At 34.7% G+C, this 16944-nt stretch carries 14 protein-coding genes; 8 read left to right on the plus strand and 6 right to left on the minus strand.

All coding sequences use genetic code 11. The annotated features are described in order from the left end of the window. Window positions 1–97: 97 nt before the first annotated feature. From VB776_RS01070 to VB776_RS01085, 4 genes are all read left to right on the plus strand, one after another. On the plus strand, window positions 98–1816 hold the full coding sequence (locus VB776_RS01070; RefSeq protein WP_323325159.1) for an IlvD/Edd family dehydratase: 1719 nt from the start codon (window positions 98–100) through the stop codon (window positions 1814–1816). Between the two features lie 446 nt (window positions 1817–2262). Beyond that, window positions 2263–4245, plus strand: coding sequence for a S9 family peptidase (locus VB776_RS01075; RefSeq protein WP_323325161.1), 1983 nt, complete (start codon window positions 2263–2265; stop codon window positions 4243–4245). Between the two features lie 123 nt (window positions 4246–4368). Further along, window positions 4369–5457, plus strand: coding sequence for a carboxypeptidase-like regulatory domain-containing protein (locus tag VB776_RS01080; RefSeq protein ID WP_323325163.1), 1089 nt, complete (start codon window positions 4369–4371; stop codon window positions 5455–5457). Window positions 5458–5491: 34 nt separating this feature from the next. Continuing rightward, the gene (locus tag VB776_RS01085; RefSeq protein WP_323325165.1) at window positions 5492–6259 is read left to right on the plus strand and encodes an SDR family NAD(P)-dependent oxidoreductase; all 768 of its coding nucleotides are present in this window, start codon (window positions 5492–5494) and stop codon (window positions 6257–6259) included. Between the two features lie 109 nt (window positions 6260–6368). Here the strand turns inward: VB776_RS01085 and VB776_RS01090 are convergent, their stop codons facing one another. After that, window positions 6369–9170: an outer membrane beta-barrel protein gene (locus tag VB776_RS01090; RefSeq protein ID WP_323325167.1), complete on the minus strand. Its 2802-nt coding sequence runs from the start codon at window positions 9168–9170 to the stop codon at window positions 6369–6371. A gap of 300 nt (window positions 9171–9470) precedes the next feature. Between VB776_RS01090 and VB776_RS01095 the strand changes: the two genes are divergently transcribed. Then, window positions 9471–10697: an alpha/beta hydrolase family protein gene (locus tag VB776_RS01095; RefSeq protein WP_323325169.1), complete on the plus strand. Its 1227-nt coding sequence runs from the start codon at window positions 9471–9473 to the stop codon at window positions 10695–10697. A gap of 210 nt (window positions 10698–10907) precedes the next feature. Then, window positions 10908–11318 (plus strand): hypothetical protein, encoded by a 411-nt coding sequence (locus VB776_RS01100; protein WP_323325171.1) that lies wholly within the window; start codon window positions 10908–10910, stop codon window positions 11316–11318. Between the two features lie 45 nt (window positions 11319–11363). On the opposite strand, the gene VB776_RS01105 is transcribed toward VB776_RS01100, so the two are convergent. Further along, window positions 11364–12266 carry a histone deacetylase family protein gene (locus tag VB776_RS01105; protein ID WP_323325173.1) on the minus strand — a complete coding sequence of 301 codons (903 nt, stop codon included), beginning with the start codon at window positions 12264–12266 and terminating at the stop codon, window positions 11364–11366. A gap of 23 nt (window positions 12267–12289) precedes the next feature. After that, window positions 12290–13210 carry a LysR family transcriptional regulator gene (locus VB776_RS01110; protein WP_323325175.1) on the minus strand — a complete coding sequence of 307 codons (921 nt, stop codon included), beginning with the start codon at window positions 13208–13210 and terminating at the stop codon, window positions 12290–12292. Between the two features lie 94 nt (window positions 13211–13304). Between VB776_RS01110 and VB776_RS01115 the strand changes: the two genes are divergently transcribed. Further along, window positions 13305–13901, plus strand: a complete 597-nt coding sequence (locus tag VB776_RS01115) for an NAD(P)H-dependent oxidoreductase (RefSeq protein WP_323325178.1) — start codon at window positions 13305–13307, stop codon at window positions 13899–13901. Between the two features lie 12 nt (window positions 13902–13913). Continuing rightward, window positions 13914–14204, plus strand: coding sequence for a putative quinol monooxygenase (locus VB776_RS01120; RefSeq protein ID WP_323325180.1), 291 nt, complete (start codon window positions 13914–13916; stop codon window positions 14202–14204). A gap of 73 nt (window positions 14205–14277) precedes the next feature. Here the strand turns inward: VB776_RS01120 and VB776_RS01125 are convergent, their stop codons facing one another. The 3 genes from VB776_RS01125 to VB776_RS01135 all read right to left on the minus strand — a co-directional run bounded on the left by VB776_RS01125 (window position 14278) and on the right by VB776_RS01135 (window position 16939). Beyond that, complete coding sequence (locus tag VB776_RS01125) at window positions 14278–15060, minus strand: L-fucose dehydrogenase (RefSeq protein ID WP_323325182.1); 783 nt, start codon at window positions 15058–15060, stop codon at window positions 14278–14280. A gap of 41 nt (window positions 15061–15101) precedes the next feature. Next, on the minus strand, window positions 15102–15929 hold the full coding sequence (locus VB776_RS01130) for an amidohydrolase family protein (protein WP_323325184.1): 828 nt from the start codon (window positions 15927–15929) through the stop codon (window positions 15102–15104). 155 nt (window positions 15930–16084) lie between these two features. After that, window positions 16085–16939: a fumarylacetoacetate hydrolase family protein gene (locus VB776_RS01135; RefSeq protein WP_323325186.1), complete on the minus strand. Its 855-nt coding sequence runs from the start codon at window positions 16937–16939 to the stop codon at window positions 16085–16087. Between the last annotated feature and the right edge of the window lie 5 nt (window positions 16940–16944).

The raw sequence follows: 16944 nt of genomic DNA on the forward strand, positions 1-16944 counted from the left end.
TTACTTTTAAAGCTCCTTTAAAAATATCAGGATAAAAATTCGGTATAATTTTAATAATTTCCGCTTTGGAAAATAAACTATTTACATTGAAAATATCATGGAAGAAAATAAAGCTTTACGCTCGCAAAACTGGTTTGGGAAAACAGGAAAAGATGGATTCATTTATCGTGCTTGGATGAAAAACCAAGGTATTCCTCACGACCAATTTGATGGTCGCCCAGTAATCGGGATTTGTAATACTTGGTCGGAACTTACTCCTTGTAATGCTCATTTCCGTGATTTGGCAGAAGCCGTAAAGATTGGCGTTTATGAGGCGGGAGGTTTTCCTGTTGAATTTCCAGTAATGTCTTTGGGCGAAACTTTGATTAAACCTACTGCCATGTTGTACAGAAATTTGGCAAGTATGGATGTGGAAGAATCTATCCGTGCCAATCCTGTTGATGGCGTAGTATTACTTTGTGGTTGCGATAAAACGACTCCTTCTTTGGTTATGGGAGCTTGTAGCGTAGATATTCCAACGTTAGTAATTTCGGGTGGACCAATGTTGAAAGGACATTTCAAAGGAAAAGATATTGGTACTTCTGACGTTTGGCGTTTTGCTGAGGCTTATAAATTGGGACAAATATCACAGTCGGAATTTGTGGAAGCTGAGGCTTGCATGGCTCGTACACAAGGACATTGTGCCGTTATGGGAACAGCTTCTACAATGGCAACAATGGTTGAGGCACTGGGTTTATCACTTCCAAATAATGCTTCGATTCCTGCGGCTGATGCTCGTAGAAAAGTAATTTCTCAGTTTTCGGGCAGACGCATCGTAGAAATGGTAAAGGAAAATTTAACACTTTCAAAAATTCTTACTCGTGAAGCCTTTGAAAATGCCATTATGGTCAATGCTGCGATTGGCGGTTCAACCAATTTTGTAATTCACTTATTGGCAATTGCGGGTAGAATTGGGGTTGATTTAAACATTGAAGACTTTGATAAATTCTCTCAACATATTCCATTATTGGCAAATCTTCAACCTTCGGGTGAACACTTTATGGAAGATTTGTATTACTCTGGTGGCTTACCAGCGGTGATTAAAGAAATGCGTGAAGTACTTCATAACGATGCTTTGACAGTAAACGGAAAAACTATTGGTGAAAACTGTGCCGATGCAGAAGTATATAATAGAAATATTGTGGCGACGATGGAAAATCCATTCAAACCCAATTCTGGCATTGCGGTAGTAAAAGGAAATCTTTCTCCGAATGGAGCTGTGTTGAAACCTTCGGCAGCTACGCCTGAATTAATGGTTCATCGTGGTAAAGCAGTAGTTTTTGAAACGATAGAAGATTATCACGCAAGAATTGAAGACCCTGCTTTAGACATTGACGAAAATTCAGTGATGGTGTTGAAAAATGTTGGACCAAAAGGCTATCCCGGCATGGCAGAAGTAGGCAATATGGGAATTCCTAAAAAGCTTTTAGAAAAAGGCGTTCATGATTTAGTAAGAATTTCTGATGGTAGAATGTCAGGTACTGGTTTTGGAACGGTTGTATTGCACGTTTCGCCAGAAGCTGCGGCTGGTGGAAACTTAGCCTTAGTTCAAAATGGTGATTATATCAGTTTGGATGTGCCGAACAGAACGTTAAATTTAGAAGTATCAGATGAAGAATTGGCTGAAAGACGTAAAAATTGGGAAGCCATTGATATGAATATTACTCGTGGTTATGTAAATCTTTACATCAATCACGTTGAACAAGCTCACTTGGGTGCTGATATGGATTTCTTGAAAGGAAAATCAGGAAGTACCGTTACCAGAGATTCTCATTAATACTACAATGATACTCACGAGTATTAAAATGATGTTCGTGAGTACTAAAACGATACTCATAAGTATCAAAACAAGATTAAAGAGTATCAAAACGATGCTCTTTAGTCTCAAAATAAGACTCAAGAGTATTAAAATGATACTCTTAAGTATCAAAACAAGACTCAAGAGTATTAAAAAGATACTCACAAGTACCAAAACGATGCTCAAGAGTATTAAAATGATACTCTGTGTCAGTAAACAGATTTTGTAGCGGCAAACCCTTGCGGTTGCCGCACTCAACACGGCAACCGCAAGGGTTTGCCACTACAAAAAATACGGTTTTAAGAAATTGTACCAAATTGTTCCTTTCATAAAGTACTAATTCAAAATTTATAATTCATATCTCTCAAAAATCCTTTGGGGAATTTTCTTATCTTCGATTTCATTCATAAATCTTCAACAACAACATGAAAAAACATTTATTATTACTCTCGCTTTGTTTTTGGGCGAGTTTCAATTTGTCCGCTCAAAATCCAGTAAAACGTGCTTTAAAACCTTCGGATGTTTATCGCTTAAAAACTGTAACAGATGCTAAAATTTCGCCTGAAGGTAATTGGGTAAGTTACACACTTTCAACAATCGACTCAGCCAAAAACAAAAGAAACGCCGACGTTTACATGGTTTCTTGGGATGGTAAAGAAACCGTTCAATTAACGCATACGCCAGATGGTGAATCGCAAGCTCGTTGGAGTCCAGACGGGAAATACCTATCATTCGTTTCTTCAAGAAATGGTTTAACCAGTAGTCAAATCTGGCTAATGGACAGAAGAGGTGGCGAAGCCAAACAATTAACAGACCTAAAAAAAGGTGATTTAGAAGAATACGCTTGGTCGCCAGATGGGAAAAAAATTGCTTTAGTCATTAAAGTTTCGGCAGATACTTCTAAATCAAAAGCACCCAAACCAATTGTTATTGACCGTTTTCAGTTTAAAAAAGATGTTGAAGGCTATATCACCAGAAGCTCGACACATTTGTATTTATTTGACATTGAAACCAAAAAAATTGATACTTTAACCAAAGGAAATTTTGAGGAAGAATCACCAGTTTGGTCACCAGATGGTTCACAAATTGCCTTTTTGAGTAATCATTCTGAAGACCCAGACAAAAATTCAAATTCAGATATTTTTGTAATGGATGCCAAAGCTAATGCTCCAGTAAAGCAATTAACAACTTGGACGGGAAGAGATTACTCCCCCGTTTGGAGTCCAGATGGCAAACAAATTGCTTACTTGAGAACCACTTCTTCGGAAGCCTATATCATGTACGACCAATCTATTTTATGCACCATTTCAAAAGATGGAGGCGAACCAAAACTATTGACGAAAGCGTTAGACAGACCTGTTTCTTCGCACAAATGGACAAAAGACGGTACGGCATTAATCGCTTTGGTAGCTGACGACCGTACAAGATATATCGCTCAGTTCAGTGCAACAGACGGGAAAATTAGCAAACTCCTTGATGGAGAAAGAAGTTTTACAACTTTAGAAAGACATCCTTCTGGCACTTTTCTAACAACGATGAGTAATCCTCAAACTCCTGCTGAATTGTATGTTTTTGAAAACAATGCCATTAGAAGATTGACTAAACATCATGATGCGTTCCTTGCTCCTTTGGCATTAGCAAGTGTTGAAGGTTTTACCTCAAAAAGTAAAGATGGAACTTTGGTTTCAAACCTTTTGTATCGCCCAGCGAATGCTTCAAAAACAGAAAAATTGCCAACGATTTTCTTTATTCATGGCGGTCCAGTGGCACAAGATGAATTCAGTTTTGATTTGAGTCGCCAAATGCTGGCTGCCGCTGGTTATAATGTAGTAGCGGTAAATTATCGTGGTTCAAACGGTAGAGGTTTAGCGTATTGCAAAGTAATTTCAGGTGATTGGGGTAATAAAGAAGTAATGGATATTTTGGGAGCAACCGATTATGTTGTAAACAATGGCATCGCTGACCCAGAAAAATTAGGTATTGGTGGCTGGAGTTATGGCGGAATCTTGACAGATTATACCATTGCAACAGATACTCGTTTTAAGGTAGCATCAAGTGGTGCAGGTGTAGCAATGATTTCATCAATGTACGGTGCAGACCAGTATATTTTACAATATGAACATGAATTAGGTGCTCCGTGGAAGAATTTTGATAAATATATCGCACTTTCGTATCCATTCTTGAAAGTAGAAAAAATCAAAACACCAACGCAATTTATGGTAGGTGAAAGTGATTTTAACGTACCAGCCATCGGAAGTGAACAAATGTATCAAGCTTTCAAATCAGTAGGAATTCCAACCGAATTGATTATTTATCCAGGTCAATTTCACGGTATTACAAACCCAAGTTTCCAAATCGACCGCTTTGAGCGTTATTTGAAATGGTTTGGGAAGTATTTGAAAAAATAATTAACAAAACAAATAAGCCATCATCTGGGAATGTCTGTATTATTTTATACTTTCATTCTCAGATTTTTTTATGTTCATTTTTTCAAATACACATCAAAATAAACCTAAACGATAAAATACTTCATGAACAAAATATTTTATCAATCCGTCTTTTTATTACTGTTTATCTCTTTCGCATCATTAAGCCAAGTGGCGATTAAAGGCAAAGTAATTGACGAAGAGAACAATAAACCATTACCTTTTTCTACGGTTTTTGTGGTAGGCTCATCTATTGGAACAATTGCTAATGAAAATGGAGAATTCTCGCTAAACGTACCTTTTGGCACTATACAAATCGGAGCTTCATTTATTGGTTATAGTACGATTAGCTCCGTTTTTGAGAGTAAACAATTAATTGCCAAAACACTTACTTTCAAACTGATGCCAGTCAGTAAAGAATTGCTCGAAGTAAAAATTGAAGGCAAAGTAAGCAGACAGTGGCTCAGAGATTATAGAGTTTTTAAAAGAGAATTTCTGGGAGAAAGTGAAAAAGATGAAGATTATGAAATTGAAAATAGAAATAAGATTCGGTTGTTTTGGGAAGAAAATACACTCTTTGCCAGTTGTGAAGAACCGCTACTTATCATCAATCGTAAACTTGGGTATAAGGTATTTAGTACATTGAAAGAATTTCAATACAAAACCAACGGAGATGTTTCATATCTGGGCATTACTCGTTTCGAAGTCTTGAAAGCACCCACTGAAGCTGAGCAAAATACTTGGATTAAAAACCGTAAAGAAGCTTATAGGGGCTCACCTAATCATTTTTTCAAGTCATTGATTAGACATCAACTAAAAGAAAATAAGTTTTTAGTCATTAAAGATACTTTGGTTAATTACAACATAAACGATTTTTATCAAAAATTGGCAAACAAAGCTTTTCAGATAAATGTAGATAACATGGTTGAACCAGATTCTGTCAATCATCAGTATTTTCTCAGACTCAATACTCCTATCGAAATTGTATATGAAGGAAAAAATAACCAACAAGCCAATCATCGTTATCGCTATTTACGCTTTGAACATACCAACATAGATATTTCCAACAAGAATGAAGTAAAATACTTAACTTCACAAGGAGAATTGTATCCTCCACAATCCTTAAAATTTTCGGGAAGTATGGGTAATTATCGTATCGGAACGGCTTTGCCTTCAGATTATGAACCTGAGTAAAACATTAAATCAGTCCGAAACAAAACATAAGAAGATGATTGAACAACGTTTCCAAAACCAAGTAGCGATTGTTACTGGTGCGGGTATTGGCATTGGTTTCGAAATTGCAAAGCAACTAGCAGAGCAAGGTGCAAAAGTAATGCTGAACGATATTGATGAGGATTTGGCAGAATCTTCGGCAAAAATAATTCGAGAAAATGGAGGAATTTGTGAAGCTTTTGGTGGAGATGTTTCTGATTTGAAAAGTATTCAACAACTAATTCAAAAAACAATAACAAGCTTTGGCAAAATAGATATTTTAATTGCCAATGCTGGTATTACAACCTTCGGAGATTTCTGGGAATATCAGCCTGAATCAATGCAGCAAATTTTACAAGTAAACTTATTCGGTACTTTCTTCTTAACCCAAGCAGCAAGTAAACAAATGCTAAAACAAGGACATGGCGGAAGTATTTTACTAACGTCTTCTGTAACTGGGCATCAAGCACACAAATATTTGGCGGCTTATGGAATGACAAAAGCGGGGATAGAACAACTGGCTAAAAATTTAGTGGTTGATTTATCCCCGCATCAAATTAATATCAATACTGTTGCTCCGGGTGCAACACTTACAGAGCGAACGTTAAGCGATGCTAATTATCTTGAAACTTGGTCAAGGATTACTCCTACTGGTCGTCCTGCTACTGTTCAAGATATTGCCAATGCAGCACTTTTCTTAGTTTCTCCACTTTCCAGACAAATCACTGGACAAAGTTTAGTAGTTGATGGTGGCTGGACTTCTGTTGGACCTTCGCCTTATTAGTTGTGAGTTGTGAGTTAAAAACTTGCTTTACTTTAAAACCAAGTTCATAAATACTCCTTTTTGACAGTTTCAGAATATAAAATTCATAATTCATAACTCATAACTACTTCTAGCTTTTCCAATATTTCTTCAAATTGTAGCTAAACGTCAACATAAAAAATTGTTGAAGTACATTCGATTGATTGTCTTCGATATAAGTTGTTGTTACGTTTCTTTGAATACTTGTGTTTAATTTCAACAAATCGAATACTGACAGGCGAATTTCTCCTTGTTGTTTTTCAAACAATTTCTTCGCTACAGCCATGTTCCACAATGTGTAAGATTGATTGAACGAAGACGAAAGTCCAGAGTTTGAATAATAAGTAGCATCTGTGTTAAACACAATTCCTTTCCAGAAAATAATATTCAAACGCAACTTTACATTTTGGTTGAAGTAATTATTGTTCAAAGTATTTGAAATGGTATTTTGAACAAAGCTAATATTCGAATTCGAAGAAATCGTAAAGTCAACATTTTGGCTAATATTACTACTTAACACTAAACCAAAAGCGTAACGTTGGGAATCGCTATAATTCAAAGCAGTATTAATTAAACCGGGCGTTCTTGAAAAACTAGCCGTAAGGTTTGTATTAATATTTGACTTGATGGCTTTTACAGGAAAACCATAAGACATAAAACCTCTCACAGAATACTGTCCATCTAAATTCACAGGACGAGAAAGTTGAGAACCAGCTTTTAAAGTAATGTCTTTGCTGATTATTGTATCTCTTGTAGCAATAAAACTACTATTTGTAATATTTCCCACCACAAAACTAGCATTCATTAAAGTGACAAAATTTGAAAAAGTAGTTGGGCTAGTAGCCGTATAACGTAACGAAAGTTGATGCTGATATTCTTGAGTCAAAGAAGAATTACCAGTCGATAATCTTAATGGATTATTATTATTGACTACTTCTTGCAATTGACTAATACTTGGTTGCTGCGTTTGTGTTTGATAATTGAAACGCACAGATTTAGCATTACCATTGATATTATAACGCATTGAAAAAGAAGGCAAAATATTATTAAAGCTTTTATCTAAATTATAAGTTTTAGGAAAAATTTGTTCGTTCATCAAATGTGCATTTTGATAACGTACTTCGGCAGAAATATTCATATTTCTTGAAAACTGACGGAACCCCGTACCAATTCTATAATTATAATAGTCGCTATTAAAAACATTACTCAATAAAGTATCTAAACGATTGTAAGATTGTTCTGAATCAGAAAAATTATAAGCATATTTTTCTGATTGGTTTTCATTGTAACCAAAACTTGTACTCAAGAAAACCGCACTTTGTTTACTGACAGGCTCTGAATAATATAAACTTGTAGAAAGCCCCAGTCCATTCGCATCAGTATTTGAACGCTGATTCAAAATTCTAGCAGATGGATTCGTTCCGTAGAAATTATTGACAGATTTCAACGAACCTTCCGCATTTCTGTCGTTATAAGTAGTAGTTACATTGAACGTCAACGAACGACCCATTTTAGCAAAACGGTGTCTGAAAAGTAAATTATTTGAGAAATTAATGGCATTATTATTACTTGCATTTTTATTCAAAACATCGTTGAGTTTACTACCATTCAGGTTAGTAACACCATCATAACCAGAACTTGCATCAGTCGTTTGAAAACTCAAATTAGGTGTCATCACTAATGAATTGTTATCATCAATTTTGTATTCTAATCTAAAATATGCACGATGATTCAAGCTCTTTGTACTTGAGTTACTGTTTTCAGCATACGTTTGTCCAGCATTTGAACTTTGAATATATTGTTGAAAACTATTTTCTACGATAGAATTACTTGATTGATTTAAGAAATAACTTCCTTGTAATTTCAATTTTGTTCCCCATTCATTCGAGTAATTTAAGCCAAAAGCGTTAGTTTTATTATAACCTGGTTGATTATTCACCAAAAAGTTGCTAGAGTTATCTCCACCGCCACCAGCACCGCCGCCACGGTTTCCACCGCCGCCACCACCTCTACGAGATTGTGCACTTCCACTTGCTACACCAGTAAGGTCTTCCGAAGAAAAGTTTTGTTGATTAATATTATTCGATTGAAACAAAACTGTTAGGCGACTGCTTCCTTTAAAACGGTTGATACTTGAAGCGGCTCTATAAGAATCGTTTGTACCAATACCAGCAGAATTACGACCGAAAACACCATTTCTCATATCTGGACGAGTTGTAATATTCACGGTTTTAGTCGTGTTACCATCATCCAATCCAGTTAATTGTGATTGTTCACTTAACTGGTCAAATACCTGAATTTTATCAATTACCTCTGCTGGAATATTTTTCATGGCTGCTGTTGCGTCTTTTCCGAAGAAAAGTTTTCCATCAATCATTACTTGTTTTACTTCCTCACCTTGAATTTGCATTTTACCATTTTCTACAACCGCACCTGGTAATTTTTCAATTAATTCATCAGCATTGGCATCAGGATTTACTTTATAAGCTCTTGCGTTGAATTGCAAAGTATCTTTTTTCTGAATGACACCAGCTACTTGTCCAACCACTTTTACTTCGTTCAGGGTCTGGCTATCTTCAATCAATAGCATTGTCCCTAAAGCAATACTTGGCTCACCTGCAACTGTAATATTTTGTCTGAGTTCTTTATATCCTAAGAAGCTTACACGGATAGAATAATTTCCTCTTCTTACTTGAGCAAATTGAAATTTTCCTAAATCATTGGTGGGAATGGTTCTTTTTCGGGTAGAATCTGCAAGATTGACAAGTGATACATAAGCACTTTTTAAAGTTTTTTGGGTAGCCATCTCTCTAATTTCTCCGCTAATTACTGTTTGAGCATAGAATTTCGTACAAGATAGGATTAGGGCTAAGAGGATAAATATTTTTTTCATAGCGAAAGTTTGTTTTTATTTTAACACAAATTTAAAAAAACGTAGTCTAAGCACTCAGATTTGAGACAAGCACGAATAATTGTGCGACTTATCTGTAATTAATTTCTTTTATGGTAAATTTGAATTTGTAAGGATTGTTTATCTTTGATAATTCATATAAATGCCTTAGATTCCGTTCAATGATAATGGTTTAATGATAAAATTTATTTTTTTTGAATCCCTTAAATAAATACCAAATTTTGAACCTCATTTCTTAAATAATTCACTGTCTTCATCGTTAATAACCCAAAAACAACAACCATGAATAAACCTCAACAGAAAAAAATAGTATTGTATTTCCTAATCACTTGCATTGGCATTTGGTTTGCAAGTTGTAAAAGCAACGACAACAATAATCCTGACCCTACGCCTAGTAATCAGTACTTAGTAAGTAGCACACTGATTGGTACCTATTCAAAAGATGTATTAAAAACCAGAACGGATGTACTAACGGGCGGAATCAACGACCCACTTGTAGCAATATTCATTAGCGGTTTGTTGAAATATGACATCAAAGCTTATAAAATTGTTTACAAAACCAAGAATACCGACGGCACTGAAATTCAAGCTTCGGGTGCTTTGATTGTACCACAAACTACTGAGGCGATACCATTAATCAGCCAACAACACGGAACCATTCGTTCTGATGCTGATGCTCCATCAAACTATGGAACAAGTAGCGAATCTTATACGATTGCTTCACTTTTCGCTTCAAATGGTTATATCATTGCCTGCCCTGACTATATTGGATACGGAACTTCGAAAAGTATTGTTCATCCTTATGAACATCGTGAAAGTTTAGCACAAGCAAGTTTGGATATGATTCGTGCCTCTAAAGAATTTATTACAACTGAAAAAGTAAACTGGAGTAAAAAATTAATGATTACGGGTTACTCACAAGGAGGTTTCGCTACGATGTCTTTACAAAAGAAAATTGAAGAACAATTTCCCACAGAATTCAATTTAGTGGCTTCTTCTTGTGGTGCTGGCGCTTATAATAAAACGGCTTTTATGAAGTATTTGATTAATGAAACTACTCATGCAATTCCAGAGTACAATCAACTTTATATTTGGGTTGTTCAAACTTATAATCGTATTTATGGACTCAACAGAGCAATGAATACTTATTTCAAAGAGCCGTATGCTACAGACATTCAAAATAATGGGAATAATGCTAATGTGCCAGTAAGTTTCAACCTTGCTTTTTCGGATACTTTCAAGAAGAATATTAATGATGGAACTGATACCCAATTTTTGAATGCCGTAAAAGACAATGATGTTTTTGATTGGGCACCTAAAACTGAAATGCAATTATATCATGGCGATGCCGACCAACAAGTATTTTACTTAAATTCATCAACAGCCGTTACTGCCATGAAAGCAAAAGGCGGAAATGTTACTTTAATTACAAAGGCTGGCGGAACACATGGCTCAACTTTACAAGATTATGCCATCGGAACTTTCAACTTTTTCAATGGCAAAAGATAAATAAATGCTAAAAATGGTTTTGAGAATACAAGTAAAGATGATTGGCTTGCATTTGGGAATAAATGTCGTTATTAATTGAATTGAAGTACTAAATATCAATACTTAAAATTCATAATTCATAAATAATAATTCATAACTCTTGCTAGGCTATTGAAAATTTGAATTATTGTTTTTAATTTTATCAAAACCATTAAAATCCCTTAAAAATCAATGCAACTTTCGCTAATTTCTGAAATGCCCGAATTAGAGAAGAAAATCTTCTTGGACATTTACGCTAAGGTGTACTTTGATACTCGTCGTAACCGTCCGAGATTAAAAACCATTGATGGACAAGCTATTCCATGTGACCTAAAAATTGGTTGCCCTACAAAAATTATTGCTGATTTTCCTGAAGGAACAATTTATAAATTAGATGCCCGTTTGATTCAAAAGAATGGTCGTCAGCCGTATTTCTTGACAATCAATAAAAAGAAAGTACAGCGAGCCATTGAATTTTTTGAACATAATTTACAGATTCAAAAAGGCTTAAAAACAGAATGTAAAACCAAGAAAGTAACTTTTGAAAAAGTAAAAAAAGATAAAAAGGCAGATACTTTTAAAGACGATATTTCTATTTTTTAAAATAAAAAGGCTGACAAAGATGCTACTCTTGTCAGCCTTTTTATTTCAAAAAAACATTTTTTGTGCCAGCCTGAAAGTATTACAATGAGCTTCTACAATGTCTATAATTTTTGGAGAATATCCTCCTCCCATTGATACTACAATTGGTAACTTATTTTTGATAGCTTGTTCAAACACAAATTCATCTCTCCTAAGACATCCTTCTTTAGAAACACTCAGCTTTCCCAATTTATCAGTTTCCAAAATATCAACCCCCGAAATATAAAAGAGAAAATCAGGTTTCTGTTCTTCGATTAATTTAGGCAATGTTTCAAAAAGTATGTTCAAATACTCATCGTCTTTAGTGTATGTTTGCAACTCAATATCCAAATCAGATTGCTCTTTATGCAATGGATAATTTTCTTTTCCGTGCATTGAAAAAGTATAAACAGTTGAATTATTTTGGAAAATTTCTGCCGTTCCATTTCCTTGATGAACATCCAAATCAATGATGAGTATTTTTGTCGCTAAATGATTTTCCAGTAAATAATTTGCCGCAACCGCCACATCATTCAATAAACAAAAACCTTCTCCTTTGTCGGAATAAGCATGATGTGTTCCACCAGCAACATTCATAGAAATGTCATTTTCTAAAGCAAAATGACAACAATCTATTGTTCCTTGCGTAATAATAGTTTCTCTTAAAACCAATTCTTCTGACAATGGAAAACCAATCTTTCGAATCATTTTAGGCTCAAGTCTCAAGTACTTCAAATCTTCCCAATATGCTTTTTTGTGGGTCTTTAAAATCCATTTTTCATCTACTGGTTCAGGTTGAAAGAAATTATCCTTGTTACAAGTACCCTCATACAAAAGTTGTTCAGGAATAAGCTCATATTTTAACATCGGGAAACGATGTCCTTCTGGCAATGGATGTTGATATATTGGTGAATAAGCAATTTTTAGCATAAAATAAAAATATTCAACTGTTTCTATAGGTTTAAATTACTCCAACTATTTCCCATTTTGCTCGCAATACTTTCTTTAATTAAAGCAATTTCTTTATCATAAATTGTCTTTTTACGATGGGCAAAATGGATGGTGTTTTTTAAAATACTTTTTCCCTCCCAGATTAACTGAATATTGCCTTTATCAATTTCTTGCTGACATAAAAAATCTGGAATAATTGCCAAGCCTTGTCCTTGTTTCAGACATCGAATAATGGAATTCAAATTAGGAACAATATAATTCGGACGAAAATCTGGATACTTATTAAAATTCAATTGCCAGAAATGTCTCAAATGTTCCATATCCCCAGTTGTCCCGTACCATTTCTGACTTTTAAGCCATTTTTCCAGCATTTCGTCATCGTTAGTTGCCAGTACTTCATTAAAGGCTTCTAAATCTGTTTCGTTTCCACCGACCATAATGATTTTTTCAGCAGAAAAAGGAAAGTATTCGATACCTTCTTTTTCTAATACTTGTGGCGTAACGATTAAATCAATAATACCTTTTTCTAAATTTTCAATCATCAAAGGATATTCTCCAAACTGAAGAATGATATTAAAATCAAAGCTTGGAATAAATTCCTCTAAAGCACTCTGAAAGGTTTCAAAACACATTCCCAAGCTAATAGTTGGAGTATGTTTTTCAGTACTTTTCTGAAAATTCTTCTCGGCTTCTTCTAATTTACTCAAAGCTTCAATGGTAAAATTATAGAGTACTTTACCTCTTTCTGTCGGAATCATTTTTCTCCCAGTTCTATCAAATAATTTATAGCCTACATAATGTTCCAGCGAACTTAAATGTAAGCTTACTCCTGGCTGAGAAATAAATAATTGCTCTGCTGCTTTGGTTAAAGTTCCTGTTTGATACACTACTTTGAAAGTTCGATACCATTCTAAGTTTACCATTTGCTATTATTTTAATGATACTTTCCTATAAATCATCTTATTTTTTTAATACATATTCGCCTTCTACTTTTGTTCCATCAATAACGAAGAAATCATGACAACAAAAGTTTTTATCATCAATGGCGGACAAAAGTTCGGTCATTCTGGCGGAAGATTTAATGAAACAATTTTCCAAGAAAGTATTAGTTTTTTCAATCAACATGCTGATTTCGAAGTAAAAACTACGAACATCAACGAAGAATATAATCCTAAAGAAGAAGTTGAGAAATATGTTTGGGCTGATGTAATTATTTATCATACTCCCATTTGGTGGTTTCAATTACCACACGATTTGAAAAAGTACATTGACCTTGTATTTACTGAAGGCTATAACAAAGGTATTTATCATAGTGATGGGCGTTCTTCGGCAAACCCTGCTATCAATTATGGTACTGGAGGAATGTTAAAAAACACAAAGTATATGTTGACGACTTCATGGAATGCACCTAAAGAAGCATTTACTTTACCAAATGAGTTTTTTTTGGAGAGAAGTGTAGATGATGGACCATTATTTGGTTTTCATAGAATGAATGCTTTTACTGGAATGACGCCACTTGAGAGTATTCATTTTCACGATGTGGAGAAAAATAGTAATATTGCAAGAGATATGAATCTTTATCAAGAACATCTCCGTAAAACTTTTTTAAACTAACATCCTTTCAAAATGAATATTTACCTAACGGCCATCGTAAAAAGTAAACCTGAACATGTTGAAAAAGTAAAAGCTATTTTAACAAACTTAGTAACTGAATCCAGAAAAGAAACAGCTTGTATTCAATATGATTTGCACCAATCTATTAATGTGTCAAATCTTTTTACTTTTCATGAAATTTGGGAAAGTATGGCAGGCTTAGAAAACCATAATCAGCAACCTTACATTGGTAATTTCGTTGCTCAATTTGATGAATTATTGGAAGAACCTGTGACGGTTTATCAAGCTGAGAAAATTGCTTAGGGAATAGAATATACATAAAACGTCCTCTATTTTGGAGGACGTTTTATGTATTATTAACAAGAAAATTAAAATCCTACAATAAAGCTCTATCTAAATGGGTATAGCCACCATCAACATAAATTAATTGTCCAGTTGTATGGCTTGAACGTTTTGACATCAAAAATGCTACCATATTTGCAATTTCTTCTGCGGTTGTCATACGTTTTCCTAATGGAATTTTATCTGTAATTTTCGCTAATGTTTCTTCTGGATTCGGAAGTGTTTTAATCCAACGGTCATACAATGGCGTGTAACATTCTGCTACAATTACCGCATTTACACGAATACCATAAGGTAATAATTCAACAGCCCATTCACGAGTAAGTGCATTTCTTCCTCCGTTTGATGCCGCATAAGCAGAAGTTCCACCTTGACCAGTTTCAGCTGTTTTAGAACCAATGTTTACAATCGCTCCTTTTGATTCCTTCAAGTAAGGTAAAGCATGATGCACCAATAAGTAATAGTGAATTAAATTACTGTGTAATGATGCTACAAAACGTTCGTAGTTTCCGCTTTCCAAACCTACACCATCGTTTACACCAGCATTGTTCACGATTCCGTCAATTCTGCCAAATTTAGCCACTACTTCATCAATGGCTTTTTTACATTCGTCTGGTTGAGATAATTCTGCTACGAACGACCACGCCTGTCCGCCCGCTGCTTGAATTTTCTCAATGGCTTTTTGATTATCAGCGTCATTTCTGCCTACAATCGCCACATAAGCTCCTTCAGTAGCTAGTACCCCAGAAATGCCTTCGCCAATTCCTTTTGCACCGCCCGAAACGATAATTACTTTTTCTTTAAGTCCTAAGTTCATGTTAAAGATTTACCAAAAGCTTAATGAGGCTTTGGTAAGGTTTAAATATTATAAAATTTGAGAGCGTTCGCACCCATGACCTTTTTCTTTTCTAAACTAGAAAAAGCAGAAAAATACTCATTAATTATTCCTAATTGTTCTTCATATTCTGCTGCAACTAAACAAACAGGCCAATCAGAACCGTACATGATGCGTTCTGTACCAAAAGCTTTTACAACAGTATCTAAATAAATTTTAAAATCAGATACTTTCCAATCCTTCCATTCGCCTTCGGTAACCATGCCTGATAATTTGCAATGTACATTTTGATGCAAAGCCAATTTCTTGATATTAGTTTGCCATTCAGCGTATTCACCAGACTTAATATCTGGCTTGGCAATATGGTCCAACACAAATTTTTGGTCAGGGAAGAATTTGGCTAATTGAATGGCTTGGTCTAATTGATAATGATAAATTAGAATATCATAAGTAAAATCAAAAGCACCTAAAGCCGTGATTCCCGCTTTAAATTTTGGTCTCAACATAAACTCAGTATCTGCTTCTCCCTGAACGACATGCCTAAAGCCTTTTACCACTTTATGTTCAGCATATTGTTCTAAAGTATCGTCAACATCAACTGCACGTAAATCAACCCAACCTACTACTGCTTTAATAAAATCATTTTTATTGGCTAAGTCAATCAAGAAATCAGTTTCAGCCAATGTTTGGTCTGCTTGTACTGCTACACAACCTGAAATATTATTTTTGGCTAAAATTGGCGCAAGATCATTTGGTAAAAAGTCTCGTTGAATAACTTTCATTTCTTCCGAAATCCAATCATGTCTTTGTGCGTCGTATTGCCAAAAATGTTGATGTGAATCTATCATCATAAGATTTGTCTTTTATTTAAAAATTAAAATAGTTTGAAAACTTGAAAAGAGGTAAGCTTTACATTACCTAAAGATAAAACACAAAGCTTAAAACTCCTTTGCATTCTCTCCATTTTCAAATTTTCAAACTACATAACTTATTTTTAAATAAAAAATTATGCTTTCCAGTTTTTAGCTGTTTGTTTTTGTGTTCCTAAACCTTCGATTCCTAATTCAACAACGTCGCCTTCTTTCAAGAATACTGGAGGATTAAATCCTAAACCTACTCCCGGAGGTGTTCCTGTTGAAATCACATCGCCCGGCACTAATGTCATGAATTGACTTAAATATGAAACTAAAGCTGGTACTTTGAAAATCAATTGGTCGGTATTACTGTTTTGAACCATTTTACCGTTTACGCTCAACCACATTTTCAAATTGTTTTCGTCTTCAATTTCTTCTGTAGTTGCAAGGAATGGTCCAAGCGGTGCAAATGAATCACAACCTTTTCCTTTACTCCAGTTCCCTCCTCTTTCAATTTGGAATTCTCTTTCCGAAACATCGTTATGTAAACAATATCCTGCTACATAATTCATGGCATCAGCTTCGTCAACATATTGTGCTTTTTTGCCAATTACTAAAGCTAATTCTACTTCCCAGTCAGTTTTTACTGAATTTTTTGGAATGATGATGTCATCATTTGGTCCAGAAAGTGCAGTTGTCGCCTTAAAGAAAATAATTGGTTCTGCTGGAATCGCTGCACCAGTTTCACGAGCATGATCTGCGAAGTTCAAACCAATACAAACAATTTTTGAAGGACGTGGCACACAAGAAGCAATGCGTACTCCTGCTGGGATTTCTGCTAATTCATTTTGTTTTTCTACTAACAATAAACTTAGTTTATCTAAGCCATCATTTTCAAAAAAAGCTTCGTTATAATCTTGAATATATGCCGAAACATCTAACCATTTTTCTTCTAAGATTACACCAGGTTTTTCGTTACCTACTTCTCCAAATCTAAATAATTTCATAACAA

The organism is Arcicella gelida (assembly GCF_034931025.1).
Classification (GTDB): Bacteria; Bacteroidota; Bacteroidia; order Cytophagales; family Spirosomataceae; genus Arcicella; species Arcicella gelida.